The organism is Nitrospirota bacterium, from assembly GCA_016214845.1.
Lineage (GTDB): Bacteria > Nitrospirota > Thermodesulfovibrionia > UBA6902 > UBA6902 > SURF-23.
The window spans coordinates 46,661-65,147 of record JACRMS010000005.1 but is presented as its reverse complement, the minus strand read 5'-3'; the positions used below and the strand labels follow the sequence as shown (position 1 = coordinate 65,147).

Genomic DNA, 18,487 nt, shown 5'->3' with positions numbered 1-18,487 from the left:
TTAATTGCCTTGAAATCTTATGCATTTTAGAAATACTTACTCCGTCGCTGTGATAAGTACCTTGTTTAGCCCGGATAGCTGAGTATAGCATATTCAAGCCTTGATAGAATTTAGTTTGTCTCTTTTATAGCAAAGTTATACCATTCTGTAATCGCTTGCTTAAAAACTTTGAGCCGTGTCATAATTGCATTTATTTGAAATTAAACAGGCGGCGCCGACCATGAAGAAGACTTTCTTTTTGACATCAATATTCTCAATCTTGATCGTGACTTTATTCATTTCTCAGAACTCTTACGGGTCTGCTTTGCTTGACAGGATTGTCGCTGTCGTTAATGACGAAGTCATAACATGGAGCGAGCTCAGGAACGTTATAGCGCTCGATGGAAAGGCGCTGCTTGAGAAAGTGCCTGAAAGCCAGAAAGAAGAGGCCATGAAGGAGCTTGAGAAGGAGTTCCTGAGCAGTCTAATTGATATGAAATTGCAGGTGCAGGAAGCAAGAAGGAGCGGGCTTGATGTGGGCGGCCCCGAGATAACCAACGCTATCGACGAAATTAAAAAGAAATATAATCTGTCAGAGGAAACCCTCATGAGATCATTAGAGGCAGAGGGTTTGACCCCGGAAGATTACAAGGCGAGACTCGGGGAGCAGATACTTCTATCGAAGGTCGTCCATTTTGAAGTGAAGGCCAATATTGTTATCAGCGACAGGGAGATCGAGGAATATTATAATGCAAACAAAGATGCCTTTGAGGGAAAAGAAAAATTCAGGATCAGGCAGATATTCTTCGCCTCCGCCAGGGACGATTCCCGGAAAACGGCCGTCGGGGCCAGGGCTTATGAGGTGATGCAGAGGATCAACAATGGAGAGGATTTTTCAAAACTGGCGAGTGAATATTCAGAAGACCCGAGCAGGGAGTTCGGGGGGGATTTAGGATATATTACAAAGGGCAGTGTTTTGAAAGAGGTGGAAGATATGGCGGCTGCTTTAAAGATAGGCGAGGTCAGCAAACCTTTCTGGAGTCCGGCGGGCCTTCATATTATCAAGCTTGAGGACAGGATTAAAGATGAAGGACTGGACAAGGCCAAAGATAAGATAAAAGAGATACTCTTTGAGAAAGCCTTTGATACAAAGTACCGTGAATGGAAAGCCCGGCTGAAAGAAAAAGCGTATATTGAGATAAAATTATAAGTGAGAACTAAGAAATTAGAAGTGAGAATTAAGGAACACATATTTCTTGACTTCCTACTTCTTGCTTCCCACTTGTAATTTAAATTTAAGAGGAGTGATACATGTTAGAGGACAACATAAAAATAGGTCTTACTTTCGATGACGTGCTTCTTGTGCCCGCCAAATCCGATATCCTTCCCGGCGAGGTCGATGTCCGCGCGCGCCTTACAAAGAACATAAAGATCAACGTTCCGATAGTCAGCGCGGCAATGGACACTGTTACAACGGCAAAGCTCGCGATCGCAATTGCAAGAGAGGGCGGGATAGGGATAATTCATCGCGCCATGCCTGTTAACTCGCAGGCGGGGGAAGTCGACAAGGTGAAAAAATCCGAAAGCGGCATGATCGTAGACCCGATTACAATGGGTCCCGAAGAAAAGATTTCCAAGGCCCTTGCCATCATGGAGAAGTACAGGATTTCAGGCGTGCCCATTACAAAAAACAATAAACTTGTCGGGATACTTACAAACAGGGACCTGAAATTTGAGACAAACCTGCAGAAAAAAGCCTCAGAGGTAATGACCAAAAAAGGGCTTATCACCGCCAAGGAAGGCATAACTCTGGACGAGGCAAAAGAGATACTTCATAAGCACAAAATTGAGAAACTCCCGATCGTTAAAAAGGATTCCACGCTTATCGGCCTTATAACCATAAAAGATATTGAGAAGAAGGAGAAGTACCCAAACGCCTGCAAGGACTCTTTAGGCAGATTGCGGGTCGGCGCTGCCGTAGGAGTAGGCAGGGACGCCATCACCCGCGCAGCCGCTTTAATAAAGGCAGGAGCGGACGTGATCGCGATCGATACCGCTCACGGGCATTCAAGAAGGGTCATCGCCACGGTCAAAGAGTTGAGGGACAATTTCCCCGAAATTGAGATCATAGCAGGCAACGTGGCTTCAGCAGACGCGACCAGGGATTTGATCGAAGCAGGCGCAAGCGCTGTAAAGGTCGGGGTGGGCCCCGGCTCTATCTGCACGACGAGGATCGTCGCCGGAGCGGGTGTCCCTCAATTGACCGCGATAAAGGAATGTTCAAAAGTCGCTGACGCAGCGGGCATCCCCATAATTGCTGACGGCGGCGTAAAATTCTCCGGCGATATAACAAAGGCAATTGCGGCTGGAGCGAGTTCAGTGATGATCGGAGGACTTTTCGCTGGCACTGATGAAAGCCCCGGAGAGCTGGTGCTTTTTCAGGGCAGGACATACAAGGTTTACAGGGGCATGGGATCTCTCGGCGCAATGGAGGCAGGCAGTAAGGACAGATACGCGCAGGAAGGCGTTGAGACCAGAAAACTCGTTCCCGAAGGAGTTGAGGGCCGCGTTCCCTATAAAGGCGTGCTTGCAGCCAGCATATACCAGCTTGTGGGCGGACTCAGGTCCGGCATGGGTTATTGCGGATGCAAGACCATTGAAGAACTCCGCACCAAGGCGCGTTTTATCAGGATAACCCCTTCGGGCCTCAGAGAAAGCCATGTCCATGATGTCATCGTCACCAAAGAGGCGCCTAATTACACGTTTGATTAGCAGGGCAGCGATAACTGTTTTTATCACACTCCTTATGCATCTTAATGCCTATGCCCTAACGGCAGAGGCGCGGCCAAAAGAAGTAATTCCCGGCGATGTCTTCCTTCTTGAAGTGCGGGCAGATAAAAGTTCCGCAGCCGATATACTCCCTGGCGCTGAGTTTTCCGGGAGGAAGATAGATTTCTTCCGGGATGCTGATAAACATTTCATGGCATTAGTCCCCGTTGATGTCGATACAAAACCTGAAAGATATTCTATCACCATCAAATCCGGGGAGGAAGAAAAAATCATCCATATCAAAGTAAAGCCGTATAAATTTTTGACCAAAAAAATCACCCTGCCCGAAGAAAAGGTCATATTAAGCCCGGAGGACCTGAAGCGCGCGGGCAAAGAAGCGGAGCTTCTGAAAAACATTTTGTCTCAGACCACGTCTCCTGAATGGGACGGGCGTTTTAAAGCGCCGATTGATACAAAGGTTTCAGAAACATTCGGGGTCAAGCGCATCATGAACGGAAAAAGGACCAGCGTGCACGGAGGGCTTGACTACAAAGGGCAGACGGGCGCGCCAGTAAAAGCGGTCAATGCCGGGACGGTTGTCTTAAGGGATGAACTCTTCTTCGGAGGAAATACGTTAGTCATAGATCACGGCATGGGGCTTTTCTCAGTGTACATGCATCTTTCAGAATTCAAAGTTGCAAAAGATGAGAAGATAGCAAAAGGGCAAGTGCTTGGCCTTGTCGGCATGACTGGCCGGGCCACGGGACCGCACCTGCATTTTGGTTTTAATCTGCTGGGAGTGAAGGTCAATCCGGCGTCGCTGTTTAGGTTACAATTATAAAACAATCCGCAGATTACACAGATTTCTCAGATTTTTTTAAAATATCTAATCTGTGGAATCTGCGTAATCTGTGGATATGAACAATTTAATTAAAATCCTCTGGCTCACCGTTTTCAGCATTGCGATGGCGTTTGCGGAATCAGCCGTTGTCGTTTATCTACGCGCGATATTTCATCCTGAGGGGTTTATCTTCCCTCTGAAAGTGACCACAGATCACAAGTTAGGCATTGAGGTCTTCCGTGAAATAGCAACCATCATAATGCTGCTGGCCGTTTCATTTCTTGCGGGTAAACAGCGCTGGGAACGGTTTGGATACTTCATGCTGTCTTTCGGCGTGTGGGATATTTTCTACTATGTCTGGCTGAAGTTGCTAATCGATTGGCCGTTGTCGCTGTTTGACTGGGACATTTTATTTCTTATCCCCATTGCATGGATAGGCCCTGTCATCGCGCCTGTCTCGATTTCATTGCTGATGATAATTTTCAGCATCTTTATTATTCATTCAATTCATAAAGAACATGAATTTAAACCAACAGCGCTCTCTTATATTCTCGCATTGTCAGGCTTATCGCTAATACTCTATTCATTCATGCACGACACCGGCGCGACATTACACCAGCAAATTCCGAAACCGTACCGTTATGAACTTCTGATCATCGGAGATGCTTTATTCATAGCGTCGTTTGTAATTACGTATTTAAAAAATAAGGCGGGGTAGGGAAGCACTAATTGACATCTTTTAAATTAAATTGGTATAACACAGCATAGCTTGGGCAGGTTTTCTAACTTCTGATATAATTAAAGTATAAAATTCTTACCACCGATAGATATTGTAGGGAATATATATGATAGAGACATCCACCATAATTGAAGCAATATACTATCTTCTCAGGAAACTGAAAAAAGCAGATAAAATCAAACTCGTCAAACTAATATACCTCGCTGACAAGTATCATCTCATCCGCTACGGGAGGACTATAACAAATGATGACTATTATGCTATGGAGCATGGTCCCGTGGGAGCCACTGTTAAGGATGTCCTCAGCTTTGATTCATTCAATATTCCTCCAAAAACATTCAAGTATCTCTCAACATTAATTATTAAAGATGATGCTAACCATTTCAGTGTTAATCCTGACGCAAAAACTACTTTCGATATGTTATCGGATACTGACAGAGAGGCCCTGGATTTTGTTATTGAGAAATTCGGCAAGATGGGACAGTGGAAATTGCGGGATTACACTCATAAGTACCCTGAATGGTATCAGTATAAAGACTTGTTTGAAAATAAATTGACGAGAAGAGAACGTATCGAGACCAAAGAGCTTTTATCTACATTAAAAAATGACCCCCTATCAATGCCACGCAAGCACGTCAAAGAGTCAGAAAAAATTCTGACAGGTAACTTTGACTGATTGTGGACTTCCCGCCGGATTATATTGCACGGACTTTATCAGGATTCTGTGTATGTTACTTTAAAAATACTACTCACGACCCCGAAGCCCCGCCTCACTATCATATAACAGTGCCCATTAGTGACGATTCGAGCCTGCTGTTATGCATCATCACTTCACAGATTGAAAACAAAGCCTGGTTCTACCACGGAACAAACGAAAAAGCTATATCGAGCCTTGTTCGTGTTGATAAAAGGAGTTTGTCTTTCCTGAAAAAAGAAAGCCTAATTGAATGTAATCTTCCTATTCTCATTCATAAAAATCAGATCAATAAAATTGTTGACCCCGATCATAAATTCAAAATAATATCACGGGATATACCGGAAGATATAAAAGAGAAAATCGTTCAAGCAATAAAAGCCAGTCCGATCGTGAAGCCGTTTATTAAGCAGCTTATTCGGTATCCCTAAGAAGATATTATTTCCTGAACATCGCACCTCTGTATTTGCTATAATCTTTTGAATCCATAATATTTTCATGATACAATCCATTTTGCCGGTGTTGGTAAAATGGTGAGGGAAAAACGCTGCTCCAAAACTGGAATTGGATGAGAAAGATGCAAAGGGATTAATCGGGCATTTGGGAGAGGAATGAAGGGGAAAAGTAAATTTTTAATAGTAGATAATGAGATTGCGGGATATAGAGAGGGGCATGGAGATTATTCAACAAGCCTTATATGAGCATTTGTTTCTCCTGAGTGAATCAGATGTTGACTGTCTGATTAACTTCAAGCTTAAAGATTTTGATCCGGTGGAGTCTATCTGTTATTCATCTTTTCTAAATATGATCTGTCAAACAACTCCTGTTGAAGAATTGTTAAACCTGCAAATATGTGGAATAGGAAGGCTTTTTGAAAAAAAGCATATGCTAAACCTTTATTTGAATCCAAAGATTATTTATCATCGCGATAATCTTTTGCACTATATAGGTAGAATTATTTCAAATAAAATTGATGGTGAGAATAGAATTACCGGCAAAGATGTAGGTTCCAATCCGAATATCTGGAAATATGGTGAGGCTCTGTTACTTATAAACAATAAGATAAACTTCTTGGGCTATCAAAATTATGAGCGAGAACTTATTAAATCTTTTCCATATCATTTTCCTAAAACACTATTCTGGCTTTATAAGCAAAGAATTATCAGATACTCGTATATTTACAAGGGAATATTGCCTAAAAGCATAAAGCAGAAAGATACATTACAGGCAGGAATAAAATTAATAGAAGAAAAATACAGCATTAAGCTTGATGATTACATTGATACCATTAAAGGTCTCTTTGTTTGGTTCTTAGCGGTTAAAGAAACAGGTCTTGGTTCTCCACATTTTGACATGAATAATCCTCGTACCTTTTATATTGATACAGATAAATTTAAAGGGACAGCGGTTTTTCCAACTGTGGCAGCATTGTCAAAAGATATTGATGGTTTTTATGAAGAATTTAAGAAAGAGCGACGAGACAAGATTGATAACGATTTGTTTTGTTACATGCAGGCAATATTCGATTATCCAGTATTCAAAAGTAGTGATACAGAATATTGTATTATTGATTTTAAGTTTCTCGTTGATGGTATTTGTTCAGGACTTTTTTGGAAAATAGATTCTATAGTTAAAAATGAGAATAAGAAAAAATATTCCATACAAAAAATTAAGGAAGAATATGGTTATTTATTAGAAGAATATTTTGCTTTTTTGATAGAGAGAATATTCTCGGCAGTAGATGTAACGCGTAACCAAGATGGTAAACCTGATGCTGTATTGACCGTTAATGATGATAAAAAGGAGTATATTGTAATTTTTGAATTTACAACTAAAGCTTATAGGATTTCATCACTCTATAATAAAACGTCAAAGGATTTCGTTGACGATTTAAATCGTATTTTATTTAGTGATAAAAGCAGTGATAAAGGGAAATTCCTGAATTTGGATAAGTACGTATCTGATTATAAAAAAGAGGGTTGTGTAATCATTCCGATCTTGGTTACAGAAAGTTGGATAGGTGATTATGATCTGTTAAATAAAATTGATAACATTTTGAGTAAAAATCTGCAAAAGCATAATCTCAGCAACTTACTTATGCTAAAACCGATTATTTTAAGTTTAGATGACCTGGAAACTTTTTGGGCTGTTGGCACAGAAGGCAGGGAAAGCAGCGAATTTATTGAGTTGCTTAAAACATGGGAGAAAGTTCAAAAGGGCAATTATTGGTATAACTTCGCTTCGTTTGTTTCTGATGATAAGAGTGCAACAAATAAAAAACACCTGGACTTTTTCAGGATATCTAATTTAACGAAATAAAAATATGAACATCTGCCTTATCCTCATTCTCATCGCCTATCTACTCGTGGTCCTCTTCGGCTACTGGCTGGATTATCTGAATCTCTCCCACACGAAGAAGCACGGCTCTGTTGTCCCGCCTGAGTTTGAAGGGCATATAGACCAGGCGCTTTTAAGCAAGACACACGAATATAACATTGAGCATACAAAATTCGATTTTGTCCATTCAGTTTTCAACAATATTACTTTTCTGTTTTTCATATTTGTCTTGCTTGATTTTTATAATTCATGGATCGTCTCGCTCAACCTCCCGTTCATCCTGACTGGATTAATTTTCTTTCTGTTTCTGACTTATGCTGAAACGCTCATCTCGATGCCCTTTGACCTCTACGGCACATTCAAGATCGAGAACAGGTACGGCTTCAACACCATGACGTTTAAATTGTGGATGACCGATACAATAAAATCCCTCCTGATCTCCACGGTCCTGATGGGGCTGGTCATATCAGCGGGGCTTTTAATTATTCAAAAGAGCCCGGATCTCTGGTGGTTTTGGGTCTGGTGTTTCTTTCTTGCCTTCGGCATCTTCATGATGTACATTTCACCCTATGTGATCGAGCCGCTGTTTCACAAGTTCACGCCGATTGAGAACGAAGAGCTTGAAAGCGGTATCCGCATCCTGATGCAGAAGGTTGGAATAAAGGTCAGCAGGGTCTTTAAGATGGACGCATCAAAGAGGACGAAACACACAAACGCGTACTTCACAGGCATCGGAAAGGTAAAGAGGATCGTGCTCTACGATACGCTAATTGAAAAAATGGACAGGGATGAGATCCTCTCGGTCCTCGCGCACGAGGCAGGACACTGGAAGAAGAAGCACCTCCTGAAAGGCATAATAGCTTCCGAGACCATCGCTTTTGTCACAATTTACATATCCTATAAAATCCTTCAGAGCGATTTTCTCCTGAGGCTTTTCCATATTCAGCATGATTCATTTTTTGCGAAAGTCGTTATCCTGGGATTCATCGGCTCGATAGTGTCTTTCCCGTTCAGCCCGGTGTTCAATTACTTCTCAAGGCGGCATGAGAATGAGGCGGATGCTTTTTCTTACGAAATGACCGGGAATAACCAGAGCATGATCACTGCGCTTGTTAAGCTTTCAAAAGACAACCTGTCCAATCTTCACCCGCATCCGTTGTATGCCCTGTTCCACTATTCCCACCCTCCGGTACTGGAGAGGATAAGACGGATAAAGGAACTGGGCAAATCATAATTCATTTACAAAAGCGCAGACATTGTTCCTGAAAATGTTTGACTCGATGGATTTATTAAAATCATGCATATGGCTTTGAATTAAAATGTATACAGTTGCTTTGTTAAAATTACACTAAGGTATCGAAAAACATTTTCACTCACAACATCTGCGCTTTTGTAAATTCGTTAAAGGAAGCGGATATAAAAACCGTCTAATAATTTAAAATAATTTCATGATGGCAAAATGGTTTTAAAAGTGGAAAAGATTATTCTTGCGGCAATGCTTTCATTGTTTTTTATCCTGCCTGCCAATGCCGGAGATACAGTCCGTCAAGGCAAATCCCGTGTTTACACAAACGAAGACCTTGAGAAGTATAATGATGCCCCTTCAGCTTCAACTCCTGCTGAAAAGCCTGAAACTTATGACTACAGGCAGGGGCCGGATGGTCCCAAAGATGCTGAAAGTGCTCAAAAGAAATTTGTGGTCCCATACTCAGGCGGCGCAAGGAGGATAATTATTCCCGTGACATTCAACCGCCGCGTGACTGCAAATATGCTTCTTGATACCGGCGCTCCGGGAATGCATATATCTTACAGGCTGGCTGAAAGGATTGGACTTGTGGATGACAGGGAGAGCATCCTGTGGGTCATGATCGGCGGCATAGGCGGCACGGTCCCGGCGATATTTACGATCGTTGACAGCATACGGGTCGGAGAGGCGGAAGATAATTTTATTCCAACTTATGTCTCCCCGCAGATATCCAGCGAATTTGACGGCCTCATAGGGATGGATTTCATGGCCAACTATTCCATGAAAGTCGATACCAATAAGAGGGTCGTGATATTTGAAGAAATTCCTGAGAATTTAAATAATCCTGCCGGCCACGACGAGACGTGGTGGAGGACCACATTCAGCAACTTCAAATCAATAAGGCAGTCATGGCAGAGGCACAGGGAGAAACTTTTAAAACAGGGAAGCAATACCGATCGTGAAAAGCGGCTGAGGGAGTCTGTGGAGCGTCAATGCATGAAGGCGGATGAGCTCTATGACAGGCTTTCGGTCTATGCCAGCACGCACGCAGTCCCACGTGAATGGCGTTAGCACCTGAGATGGAAACTACAAACTGTAAACTGTTACAATGCTTCGTCGCTTGTAGCGGCAAACTACCCCCGGAGGATGATGAATGATAGATACAGAAGTTATTAAGGCTGCGGTACTTGGTGTAGTTGAAGGCGTTACCGAGTTTCTACCCATCTCCTCAACAGGCCATCTCATTCTTGCCGGGGACATGCTCGGTTTTACCGGGGAGACGGCGAAAACCTTCGAAGTGTTTATTCAGCTTGGCGCGATCCTGTCTGTTGTTTGGCTGTACCGCGCGAAGGTAGCATCTTCCATAAAAGGAATAGGCACGCAAAAGACAAACCGCTTTCTGCTGAACCTGCTGATAGCATTTCTTCCTGCCGCGTTTTTCGGGCTCCTCACGCACTCATTTATAAAGCGCTATTTGTTTAAACCCTTCACGGTTGCTGTAGCGCTGATCATCGGCGGCATTGTAATTCTTGTCATCGAACGGGTTGTGAAAAAAGCAGTTGTGACCGACGTGGATGAGGTCTCGTATAAACAGGCATTGGGTATCGGCATGGCGCAGACCCTGTCGCTTTTTCCGGGGGTTTCCAGGGCGGGCGCTACAATAATGGGCGCCATGTGCTTCGGCCTGGAGCGGAAGGTAGCCACTGAGTTCTCCTTCTTCCTCGCCATCCCCACAATGTTTGCCGCGACTTTATTTGACCTGTTGAAAAGCTTTCACAGTTTAGCGGCGGCAGACTTGCCCCTGTTTGCCGTCGGCTTCATCATATCTTTTTTCTCGGCGCTGATCGTTATAAAGGCGTTCCTTGGATTTGTTACAAAGCACACCTTTGACTCCTTCGCAGTATACCGCATTGTCTTCGGCGCTGTAGTGCTTTTTTATTATCTGTAAAGAGAATGTCGCGCTGGTATTTATCCCCGACGAAGGCGCATTAGAAAAATGCGCAGTCAATTAGGACGCACTTAAGTTTATTTTTACACTTTCAGTCAGAGTTGCGCATATTGTATAATTGAACAGGTATGGGCGAGGCAATATGAAATTTACCTATGATTTTGCTGAAATCAAAGGCAAGATTCCAATGATAGAGTTTTTGGAGAGCTTATCTGTCAGGGAGCGTGCTAAAATATTTGCATATATAGATAAGCTGGTCGAACTAAAAAACAGTGGGATGCAGCCGAAAGAAAAGCTGTCCAAGTATCTAACTGACGGAATATTCGAGCTGAGAGTAAGTTTCGAGAGCAGGATTTCAAGAAGTTTTTATTTTTATGAAGCTGAGAAGAAAATCATTTTTACACACGGCTTTGTGAAAAAAGAACAAAGAACCCCGAAAAAAGAATTTGAGAGGGCAATTACAATTAGAAAAGCCTTGAGAGGTGCTAAATGAATATTGCAAGAAAATATTTCAAGAAACAGATTGCTGATAAAGAATTCAGGCAGTCATATCTGGAAGAACGGGTTAAACTGGATATTGAGTATCAATTGGAGGAGCTGAAAAATGCAATTAGGACCAGCAAAAATATTAAGGAACTCATCAAAAAAGTTAACTCCATTGAACAATACGTCATGTCTGCCTGAAGACTTCTTCATAAGCTCAAATTTGTCTTTTATTTTTTATTGTCTCCAATAGCCGATAAAATGTTAAAATCACAATCAACATGGAAGAGAAAGGCAGCAGGATAAAAGATGAGATTATCGGCGTTCTCGCCATTGCCGCAGGTCTCGTTGTCGTCATCAGCCTCATAAGCCACAACCAGTGGGACCAATCGTTTTTTACCCATAACACAAGTGAATTAAAAAACCTCCTCGGCAGATTCGGCGCGAATCTCTCGGAGATGCTGCTTCAGGTGATCGGCCTTTCCTCCTATATCATCCCGGCAATTTTGATACTGTTTGGCGTACGGAAAGTCTTCGGCTGGGCAGTGAATCAGAGGTCTGTTCTGATAATCGTTACATTTATTGCTTTGATGATCTCCGCTTCTTCACTGCTCACTCTTTTCCTCGGCAGCCATTCAGGCGGCGCAGTGGGGATACTGGCTACGGAATTTACCAACAGAATAATTTCGTCACTCGGCTCTTTACTTCTCTTTGCAACGCTGACGCTTGTCTGCCTGATGTACATCATCCAGTTCTCAGTTGCGGACCTGGCAAGGAAAGCGAAAAGCAAGGTGATCTTCGGGGCGCAGACAATCTCAGCCATGAAGGCCAAAAGGGAAGAAGAAAAAGAACATCCTCAGATAAAAGAGGAGGCAGCCGTACCGGTGATGCCGACTCAGCCAGAAATAGCTGAAGAGCCCGCGGTAATGGAGATGCCTGAGATACCTGAAATTCAGGAAGAGCTTCCGCTTATCGCGCCTGATGAAGGAGCGAGACCGTCGAAGAAATCAATTTCAAAACAGGCTGAAAAGATCAGCGGCGATTACACGCTCCCCGGCGTTGATCTCTTAAAAGACCCTCCGCCTTCCAAATCCCGCCCGACAAAAGAGGAGCTCCTTCAGCAATCCGAACTGCTTGAGAAAAAACTCCAGGACTATTCGATTGAAGGGAAGGTCACTTATGTATCGCCCGGCCCTGTTGTGACGATGTTTGAATTTGAGCCTGCGCCGGGCATTAAGATCAACAAAATAATGTCTCTTGCGGACGACCTCGCGATGGCGATGAAGGCACACAGTATCCGCATTTCTCCAATCCACGGCAGGTCAACGCTTGGGATCGAAGTGCCGAACCAGGAGAGGGATGATGTTTTCCTGAAAGACCTTATCGTCTCTGACTCGTCTAAGAAAAGCCCCTCAAAATTGACTATCGCTCTGGGAAAAGATATCTTCGGGACTCCGGTCTCAGCAGATCTGAGCAAGATGCCGCATCTCCTGATCGCGGGGGCCACGGGTTCCGGCAAAAGCGTCGGGATGAACAGCATCGTGCTCAGCCTTTTGTTCAGGGCAAGTCCCAAAGAGCTTAAGATGCTCATGATTGACCCGAAGATGCTTGAGCTTTCCGCGTACTCTGAGATCCCGCACCTCCTCATGCCCGTCATCACTTTGCCGAAAGAGGCCACAAATGCGCTTAAGCTTCTGGTATTTGAAATGGAGCGGCGCTACCGGCTTCTTGCGGAGAGCGGCGCAAGGAACATTGAGGCATACAACAGCAAGGTTGCCTCACGTACTTATCATAAGGCTGCGGAAGATTCAATAAGCAGGGAGCCGCTTCCGTATATCGTAATATTCATAGACGAACTTGCCGACCTCATGTTCGCATCAGGGCACGAGGTCGAGGATTCCATTGCGCGGCTTGCCCAGATGGCGCGCGCCGCAGGCATACATCTCATCCTTGCAACACAGAGGCCGTCCGTTGATGTCATCACCGGAATAATCAAGGCGAACTTCCCGTCAAGGATCTCATTTCAGGTTTCATCAAAATTAGACTCGCGCATCATCCTCGACACGTACGGGGCAGACCAACTGTTAGGCAAGGGCGACATGCTCTTTGTCAGCCCCGGAAAGAAGATAAAGAGGATCCACGGCGCTTATGTGAGTGAAGATGAGATAAGGGACGTCGTGGATTTTATCAGGGCGCAGGGCGGGCCCGATTACACATTGTTTGAGGACATCTCCATTGGCTCGCAGGAAGAGTCGGCAAGGCTTGATGATGATAAAGATGATCTCTATCTTCAGGCAAGAGACATAGTGCTCTCCACCGGACAGGCATCGATATCATACATCCAGCGCAGGATGAAGATAGGGTACAACAGGGCCGCCCGGATCATGGAAATGTTAGAAGAGGAAGGCGTAGTAGGGCCTCCCGGCGAGGCAGGAAAACCAAGAGAGATTTTATGGAGGAAGAAGTGAAGAATCAGAAGACAGAAGTCAGAAGTCAGAAGTCAGACAAAAACCTCGTCACCCGTCACTTGTTATTCGTCACAGTCTTTTTGCTTGTCACTTGTTACTCGTCACTCGTCACTGTGGTTCACGCGGCGACTGCCGATGAGATTGTCCAGGGAATGCAGAAGAGGTTTGCGGAGATCCGTGATGTCAAAGGGAGCTTTTCCCAGACAAGTTATCTCAAAGATCTTGAGAGGACCGAGACATACAGCGGCACTTTTTTTATAAAAAAACCATCTCAACTGATGTGGGAATATAAAACGCCCCGCGATGAAAAGGTCATCATAAGCGGGACGGAGACGTGGATTTACAAAAAAGCCCAGAAGCAGGCGATCAAAACAAAATTCAGCAAAGAGGCTTACAGCCAGGTACCGATAGCTTTATTGAACAGCATTGAAAACCTCAGCGCCGACTTTGACGCCAGGCCCATGGAAAAAGACATGCTTGACCTGGTCCCGAAACACCGGATCGGATTCATAAAGGAGATACATCTTAAACCCGACTCAAAAAATTTTCCGATAAAAACGCTGAAGGTGTTTGATACGTACGGGAATATCATTACCATCGAGCTTAAAGAAGTCCGAACCAATACGAAGCTTGACGACGCGCTTTTTATGTTTACCCCGCCTCAGGGAGTTGAGGTGTATGATATGAGCCAGTGAAGAATAGCGCGGAAGCGCTGAAGAGTGGAAGTTCATAAGCAAAAGAGGAAATGAAAAAAAGTAAAACAAAACACCATATCATATTCATACTGTGCCTTATAATTGCAGGCATATTTTTCCTCTATGAAGAATTCGCGAAAGAAAAAATTCCCAGGGGCCTCCCTCACATAAAACCCGGGAAGAAATCCGAACTGGTCTTGCCGAAACCATCAAAGCCGAGGGTGGCAATCGTGATAGACGACCTTGGGCCGAATAAAAACGCGGCCGCTGCGGTCCTTAATATAAAGGCCCCCCTGACATTATCCATCTTGCCGCAGCAGCCTTATTCCGCGTGGACTGCTGAAGAAGGGCACAGACTCAAACACGATATCATAGTCCACATTCCCATGGAGGCGGCGCCGCCGCATGATCTCGGCAAAGGCGGTCTATACACATGGATGACTGATGCTGAAATTGCCGAAACCCTTGATAATGATATCCGCTCAGTTCCGTATGCGCTGGGGGCCAGTAATCACATGGGCTCCGCATTTACGCAGGATGAACGCGCCATGAAGGCGCTGCTTTCGGAATTAAAAAAGAAGAGGCTTTTTTTTCTTGACAGCCTGACCTCTTCAAAATCTGCGGGATTTCATCTCGCGCAAATGCAGGGGGTGAAGGCATTGATCCGGGACGCGTTTCTTGATGACAAGGACGACCCGGCCGAGATCGAGACGCAGTGGAAGAGACTGGTAAAGATCGCCGGCAAAAAAGGCCACGCGGTCCTTCTTGCCCATCCGAGAAAAAATACAATAGATTTTTTGCAGAGGATGCTGAAGAAGAATGATGAAGTCACGATAGTGCCGATATCGGAATTGGTTGCCGAATCGAAGTGATTTGATTATAATTAAATCCGCAGAGAGACACGGAGAAAAAATAATACTAAATTATCCACAGATTACTCAGATGTACGCAGATTTTCAAAGTAAATTTCTTTAATCTGTGCAATCTGCGAAATCTGTGGATAAAAAACTATGTTTTTTTAAAGGGAGGAATTATGGACATCAATTATATGTTAAAAGTTCAGGATGCAAAGGCAGTGGACATACAAAAAGCGCTTCAGGCAGCCGGGATAAAAGTCACGAGCATCACGGAGATTTTTAAAGAGAAAGGCGAAGAAGCAGCGCAAACACCACAGGCAAATGCCTGATATGGAATCACCGGAGCCGTTAAATCAAAAATGGTATGCCGTTCATACAAGATCACGGCATGAATTTCAGGTGTATGACAGACTGAAACTTAAGGGAGTGGAGGCCTTTCTTCCAACCGTGGAAAAGGTAAGGAAGTGGAAAGACCGGAAGAAATTGATCGCGTTTCCGTTGTTCCCCGGGTATCTCTTTGTTCACATATCCAAAAGCTCGCAGGGTTTATTGAGTGTCCTGAGGGTTAAAGGTGTTTCCAGGATGCTCTGCACAATACCGGGAGAACCGGACCCCATCCCGGATGACCAGATTTCAGCCCTGCAAAAACTGATCGAAAACAAGGAGGCCCTCGACCCATATCCGTATCTTATTGAAGGACAAAAAGTCAGAATCATGAAGGGACCCCTAAGCGGGGTGGAAGGTATCCTCGTTGAAAAGATCGACAAGCACATCCTCGTCCTCTCAGTAGATGTGTTACGCCAGGGCGTGGCCCTGACGATTAACGCATCTGATGTAGAGAAAATATAAATGGAATATAAAACACAGAGACACAGAGGCACGGAGGTTTTGTACAATGAAGAACTGACTGACGGGATTATTGCATCTGCTATTGAAGTCCATCGCAATTTAGGACCGGGATTATTGGAATCGGCATATGAAGAATGTTTTTGCCACGAATTGCATTTAAAGGGCATTTCCTTTGAGAGACAAAAGCCGTTGCCGGTTGAATATAAAGGGATAAAACTTGACTGCGGTTATCGCATGGATATGATTGTGGAAAACAAGGTAGTTGTAGAGTTGAAGTGCGTGGACAAGATTTCAACTGTACACGAGGCGCAACTACTGACATACTTGAGACTCTCAAAAATTAAAGTTGGTTTAATTATAAATTTTTACACCGATGTATTGAAAAATGGTATCAAAAGACTCGTCTTATAAACTCCGTGTCTCCGTGCCTCTGTGTTTATTCCAGATTTAGCGTGTTCTTTTTGCATCAACACATATCACTAACACCACAATCATCAATAATGAATTACGAATTAAGAATTACGAATTCAATGTTGCAACCTCTTGTTTTTTAATTCCTAATTCCTAATTCCTAATTCTTAATTCATGAATTTGAAAGGCTGGCTTGGGATTTGCTATTTAATAACGTTGAAGTAAGTATTGTTCTTTGTCATTTAAGAAAGCAGTAAAACTACTTGACAATTTTTTACCAGTGATATAAATTTTCTCAATTTGAAAGACAAGGTGATTTTAATTAAAAGACAGCAAAAAGTTTTATTACCTAAAAGGGGGTGGTAGGAAGAGACAACAAGCATCTGTCATCCCGGAAGGCCGGGATGGGATTTCAACATAGAAATTAAACCGGGTTGGCAACAACTCAAAAAACCTTAAAAGGAGGAATGAATGAAAAAGTATTTAGTATTAGCATTAAGTGTGATGGTCGTGCTTGCATTCGCAGCCACATCATTCGCACTGCATCAGGTAACAGCAACAGAATATACCCCTTCAGTAGTAAAGGCAGCTAAGGCACAGCTTACCCTCGGCGGAGAACTGAGGATCAGGGGTGAAGTAAAAAAGAACACTTCAGATTTTGACAATGACAGACCAGACACCTCTCAGAATTATGACCAGAGGGTCAGACTGAACCTTAAGGCGCAGGTATCCCCTGACACCTTTGGATATGTAGAGCTTGAATCAGGCGATAATTCACACGACACATACACATGGGCAGATTCCAGCAACGCAACTAATAACAAGAGAGGCTCCATGTCAATCCGTCAGGCATATGTTGCAACACAGGGCAAAGGCCTTGGAATGCCTGCAGGTGTAAAAGTAGGTCACATGCTCCTCGCACTCGGCAACGCTATCTTTTTTGACCACACAAAATTCGGTGATGATGCGCTTCTTCTCTGGACCAGCGTAGGCGCAGGCGAAATATCATTGATCGACATCAAGGTTGCTGAAAACACTAACGGAGTCAAAACACAGGCAGATGACACAGACGCGTATGTAGTAGCGCTTGAAATGCCGATCAATGCAATCAACGTAAGCGGCGATATCACCTATCTTCGCGGCCGTGACCAGTCAACATTTGATAAAGGCACAAAATTATTCAACATCGGTGTAAGGGCTGATGCAGACCTGAAGGTCGTAAAGGTAAAAGGCGACATCGAAGTCCAGACCGGCAAGGATACTGAGAGCGCCGATGATGGATTCGGTAACACATCAATGAAACACCAAGGCTTTGCAGCGCTGGTAGGCGTTGAAGCCCCGCTTGGCCCAGTATCTGTAAGAGGCAATTTTGCATACGGAAGCGGTAACAAGGTAAAAGACAATGGTGACGATGAGGGCAAAGACGAAGGTTTCAATACCTTGCTTAGCGACCAGCAGTACTTCACTTATATCTATGACTACAAAGTAGCTGGCGCAGGAAGTGAAAACGGGACTTGCGCAAATGGCACCAAATCATGTGGTTTAAACAATACCATGTATATCAATGCAGGCGTTACCGCAAAGCCGATGGAAGCTTTGAAACTTTCCGGTGACTTCTACTTCCTCAGGGCAGTGCAGGAAGTGGCTTTAAACGGAAATACCGACAAATCAAAGCAGCTCGGATATGAAATTGACGCAAAGGCAGAGTATCAGCTTGATACAAACCTCGTTTATTTCGTAGAAGCAGGATATCTGATGGCCGGTAAGGCATATGATTCCGCAACCGAAAAATCTGACAACCCGTACTCAGTCAGACACGGCGTAACCCTTAAGTTCTAACTTGTTTTAACAAGCATTTTAAAAAGGCGTCCCGGTGTTCGGGACGCCTTTTTTGTTTTGAAGTTTTTAATTGTTTCTGCTAACATTTAATCATGAAATCTTTTGGGGGGACATATGAAAAAATACGAAAACCTGGCAAAGGCATTTTATGATATCGGGAAGTACGCATTTACGGCATTGGTAGTAGGACAGTTTGTCTCTGAAAGGATTAACTTGTTTTTCATGTCGGGAGGCTGTCTATTTACGATAGTGGTATTTTGGATTGCTCAAAAACTTGAGCAAATAAAGGAGGATGACAATGGATAACATGACCTTAAGTGCTATCATCCTAT

19 protein-coding genes are annotated in these 18,487 nt (G+C 43.8%); all 19 read left to right on the top strand.

Annotation, left to right across the window (positions count from 1 at the left end; all coding sequences use genetic code 11):
• Positions 1–220: 220 nt before the first annotated feature.
• The 19 genes from HZB61_01460 to HZB61_01370 all read left to right on the top strand — a co-directional run bounded on the left by HZB61_01460 (position 221) and on the right by HZB61_01370 (position 18,461).
• On the top strand, positions 221–1,189 hold the full coding sequence (locus HZB61_01460) for a peptidylprolyl isomerase (protein MBI5055272.1): 969 nt from the start codon (positions 221–223) through the stop codon (positions 1,187–1,189).
• Between the two features lie 101 nt (positions 1,190–1,290).
• On the top strand, positions 1,291–2,751 hold the full coding sequence (gene guaB, locus HZB61_01455) for an IMP dehydrogenase (GenBank protein MBI5055271.1): 1,461 nt from the start codon (positions 1,291–1,293) through the stop codon (positions 2,749–2,751).
• The gene (locus tag HZB61_01450) at positions 2,744–3,589 is read left to right on the top strand and encodes a M23 family metallopeptidase (GenBank protein ID MBI5055270.1); all 846 of its coding nucleotides are present in this window, start codon (positions 2,744–2,746) and stop codon (positions 3,587–3,589) included. Before guaB ends, HZB61_01450 begins: the two co-directional genes overlap by 8 nt.
• A gap of 76 nt (positions 3,590–3,665) precedes the next feature.
• Positions 3,666–4,307: a hypothetical protein gene (locus tag HZB61_01445; GenBank protein MBI5055269.1), complete on the top strand. Its 642-nt coding sequence runs from the start codon at positions 3,666–3,668 to the stop codon at positions 4,305–4,307.
• Between the two features lie 127 nt (positions 4,308–4,434).
• Complete coding sequence (locus HZB61_01440; GenBank protein ID MBI5055268.1) at positions 4,435–5,004, top strand: SocA family protein; 570 nt, start codon at positions 4,435–4,437, stop codon at positions 5,002–5,004.
• 690 nt (positions 5,005–5,694) lie between these two features.
• Positions 5,695–7,341, top strand: coding sequence for a hypothetical protein (locus HZB61_01435; protein ID MBI5055267.1), 1,647 nt, complete (start codon positions 5,695–5,697; stop codon positions 7,339–7,341).
• A gap of 4 nt (positions 7,342–7,345) precedes the next feature.
• On the top strand, positions 7,346–8,593 hold the full coding sequence (locus HZB61_01430; protein MBI5055266.1) for a M48 family metallopeptidase: 1,248 nt from the start codon (positions 7,346–7,348) through the stop codon (positions 8,591–8,593).
• A 225-nt stretch (positions 8,594–8,818) separates the two neighbouring features.
• On the top strand, positions 8,819–9,676 hold the full coding sequence (locus HZB61_01425) for a clan AA aspartic protease (GenBank protein ID MBI5055265.1): 858 nt from the start codon (positions 8,819–8,821) through the stop codon (positions 9,674–9,676).
• Positions 9,677–9,758: 82 nt separating this feature from the next.
• Entirely contained in the window at positions 9,759–10,553 is a 795-nt protein-coding gene (locus tag HZB61_01420) for an undecaprenyl-diphosphate phosphatase (GenBank protein ID MBI5055264.1), read from the top strand.
• Positions 10,554–10,695: 142 nt separating this feature from the next.
• Complete coding sequence (locus tag HZB61_01415; GenBank protein ID MBI5055263.1) at positions 10,696–11,046, top strand: type II toxin-antitoxin system RelE/ParE family toxin; 351 nt, start codon at positions 10,696–10,698, stop codon at positions 11,044–11,046.
• Entirely contained in the window at positions 11,043–11,237 is a 195-nt protein-coding gene (locus tag HZB61_01410; GenBank protein ID MBI5055262.1) for a hypothetical protein, read from the top strand. Before HZB61_01415 ends, HZB61_01410 begins: the two co-directional genes overlap by 4 nt.
• An 80-nt stretch (positions 11,238–11,317) precedes the next feature.
• Positions 11,318–13,504 (top strand): DNA translocase FtsK 4TM domain-containing protein, encoded by a 2,187-nt coding sequence (locus HZB61_01405; GenBank protein ID MBI5055261.1) that lies wholly within the window; start codon positions 11,318–11,320, stop codon positions 13,502–13,504.
• Positions 13,501–14,199 (top strand): outer membrane lipoprotein chaperone LolA, encoded by a 699-nt coding sequence (lolA, locus tag HZB61_01400; protein ID MBI5055260.1) that lies wholly within the window; start codon positions 13,501–13,503, stop codon positions 14,197–14,199. The genes HZB61_01405 and lolA overlap by 4 nt, the downstream gene beginning before the upstream one ends.
• 50 nt (positions 14,200–14,249) lie before the next feature.
• Positions 14,250–15,071, top strand: coding sequence for a divergent polysaccharide deacetylase family protein (locus HZB61_01395; GenBank protein MBI5055259.1), 822 nt, complete (start codon positions 14,250–14,252; stop codon positions 15,069–15,071).
• 161 nt (positions 15,072–15,232) lie between these two features.
• Positions 15,233–15,385, top strand: a complete 153-nt coding sequence (locus HZB61_01390; GenBank protein MBI5055258.1) for a hypothetical protein — start codon at positions 15,233–15,235, stop codon at positions 15,383–15,385.
• 1 nt (position 15,386) lies between these two features.
• Entirely contained in the window at positions 15,387–15,905 is a 519-nt protein-coding gene (locus HZB61_01385; protein MBI5055257.1) for a UpxY family transcription antiterminator, read from the top strand.
• A complete protein-coding gene (locus HZB61_01380; GenBank protein ID MBI5055256.1) occupies positions 15,906–16,316 on the top strand; it encodes a GxxExxY protein in 411 nt (136 codons plus the stop codon).
• Between the two features lie 471 nt (positions 16,317–16,787).
• Positions 16,788–18,155 carry an alginate export family protein gene (locus HZB61_01375; protein MBI5055255.1) on the top strand — a complete coding sequence of 456 codons (1,368 nt, stop codon included), beginning with the start codon at positions 16,788–16,790 and terminating at the stop codon, positions 18,153–18,155.
• A gap of 114 nt (positions 18,156–18,269) precedes the next feature.
• A complete protein-coding gene (locus tag HZB61_01370; GenBank protein MBI5055254.1) occupies positions 18,270–18,461 on the top strand; it encodes a hypothetical protein in 192 nt (63 codons plus the stop codon).
• The last annotated feature ends 26 nt before the right edge of the window (positions 18,462–18,487 follow it).

Coding starts and splice junctions, on each gene's coding strand:
- HZB61_01395 (MBI5055259.1), top strand. CDS start 14,250: ATGAAAAAAAGTAAAACAAAACACCATATCATATTCATACTGTGCCTT.
- HZB61_01405 (MBI5055261.1), top strand. CDS start 11,318: ATGGAAGAGAAAGGCAGCAGGATAAAAGATGAGATTATCGGCGTTCTC.
- HZB61_01410 (MBI5055262.1), top strand. CDS start 11,043: ATGAATATTGCAAGAAAATATTTCAAGAAACAGATTGCTGATAAAGAA.
- HZB61_01435 (MBI5055267.1), top strand. CDS start 5,695: ATGGAGATTATTCAACAAGCCTTATATGAGCATTTGTTTCTCCTGAGT.
- HZB61_01385 (MBI5055257.1), top strand. CDS start 15,387: ATGGAATCACCGGAGCCGTTAAATCAAAAATGGTATGCCGTTCATACA.
- HZB61_01380 (MBI5055256.1), top strand. CDS start 15,906: ATGGAATATAAAACACAGAGACACAGAGGCACGGAGGTTTTGTACAAT.
- HZB61_01390 (MBI5055258.1), top strand. CDS start 15,233: ATGGACATCAATTATATGTTAAAAGTTCAGGATGCAAAGGCAGTGGAC.
- HZB61_01420 (MBI5055264.1), top strand. CDS start 9,759: ATGATAGATACAGAAGTTATTAAGGCTGCGGTACTTGGTGTAGTTGAA.
- HZB61_01445 (MBI5055269.1), top strand. CDS start 3,666: ATGAACAATTTAATTAAAATCCTCTGGCTCACCGTTTTCAGCATTGCG.
- HZB61_01430 (MBI5055266.1), top strand. CDS start 7,346: ATGAACATCTGCCTTATCCTCATTCTCATCGCCTATCTACTCGTGGTC.
- HZB61_01375 (MBI5055255.1), top strand. CDS start 16,788: ATGAAAAAGTATTTAGTATTAGCATTAAGTGTGATGGTCGTGCTTGCA.
- HZB61_01370 (MBI5055254.1), top strand. CDS start 18,270: ATGAAAAAATACGAAAACCTGGCAAAGGCATTTTATGATATCGGGAAG.
- HZB61_01425 (MBI5055265.1), top strand. CDS start 8,819: ATGGTTTTAAAAGTGGAAAAGATTATTCTTGCGGCAATGCTTTCATTG.
- HZB61_01440 (MBI5055268.1), top strand. CDS start 4,435: ATGATAGAGACATCCACCATAATTGAAGCAATATACTATCTTCTCAGG.
- HZB61_01460 (MBI5055272.1), top strand. CDS start 221: ATGAAGAAGACTTTCTTTTTGACATCAATATTCTCAATCTTGATCGTG.
- HZB61_01415 (MBI5055263.1), top strand. CDS start 10,696: ATGAAATTTACCTATGATTTTGCTGAAATCAAAGGCAAGATTCCAATG.
- guaB (MBI5055271.1), top strand. CDS start 1,291: ATGTTAGAGGACAACATAAAAATAGGTCTTACTTTCGATGACGTGCTT.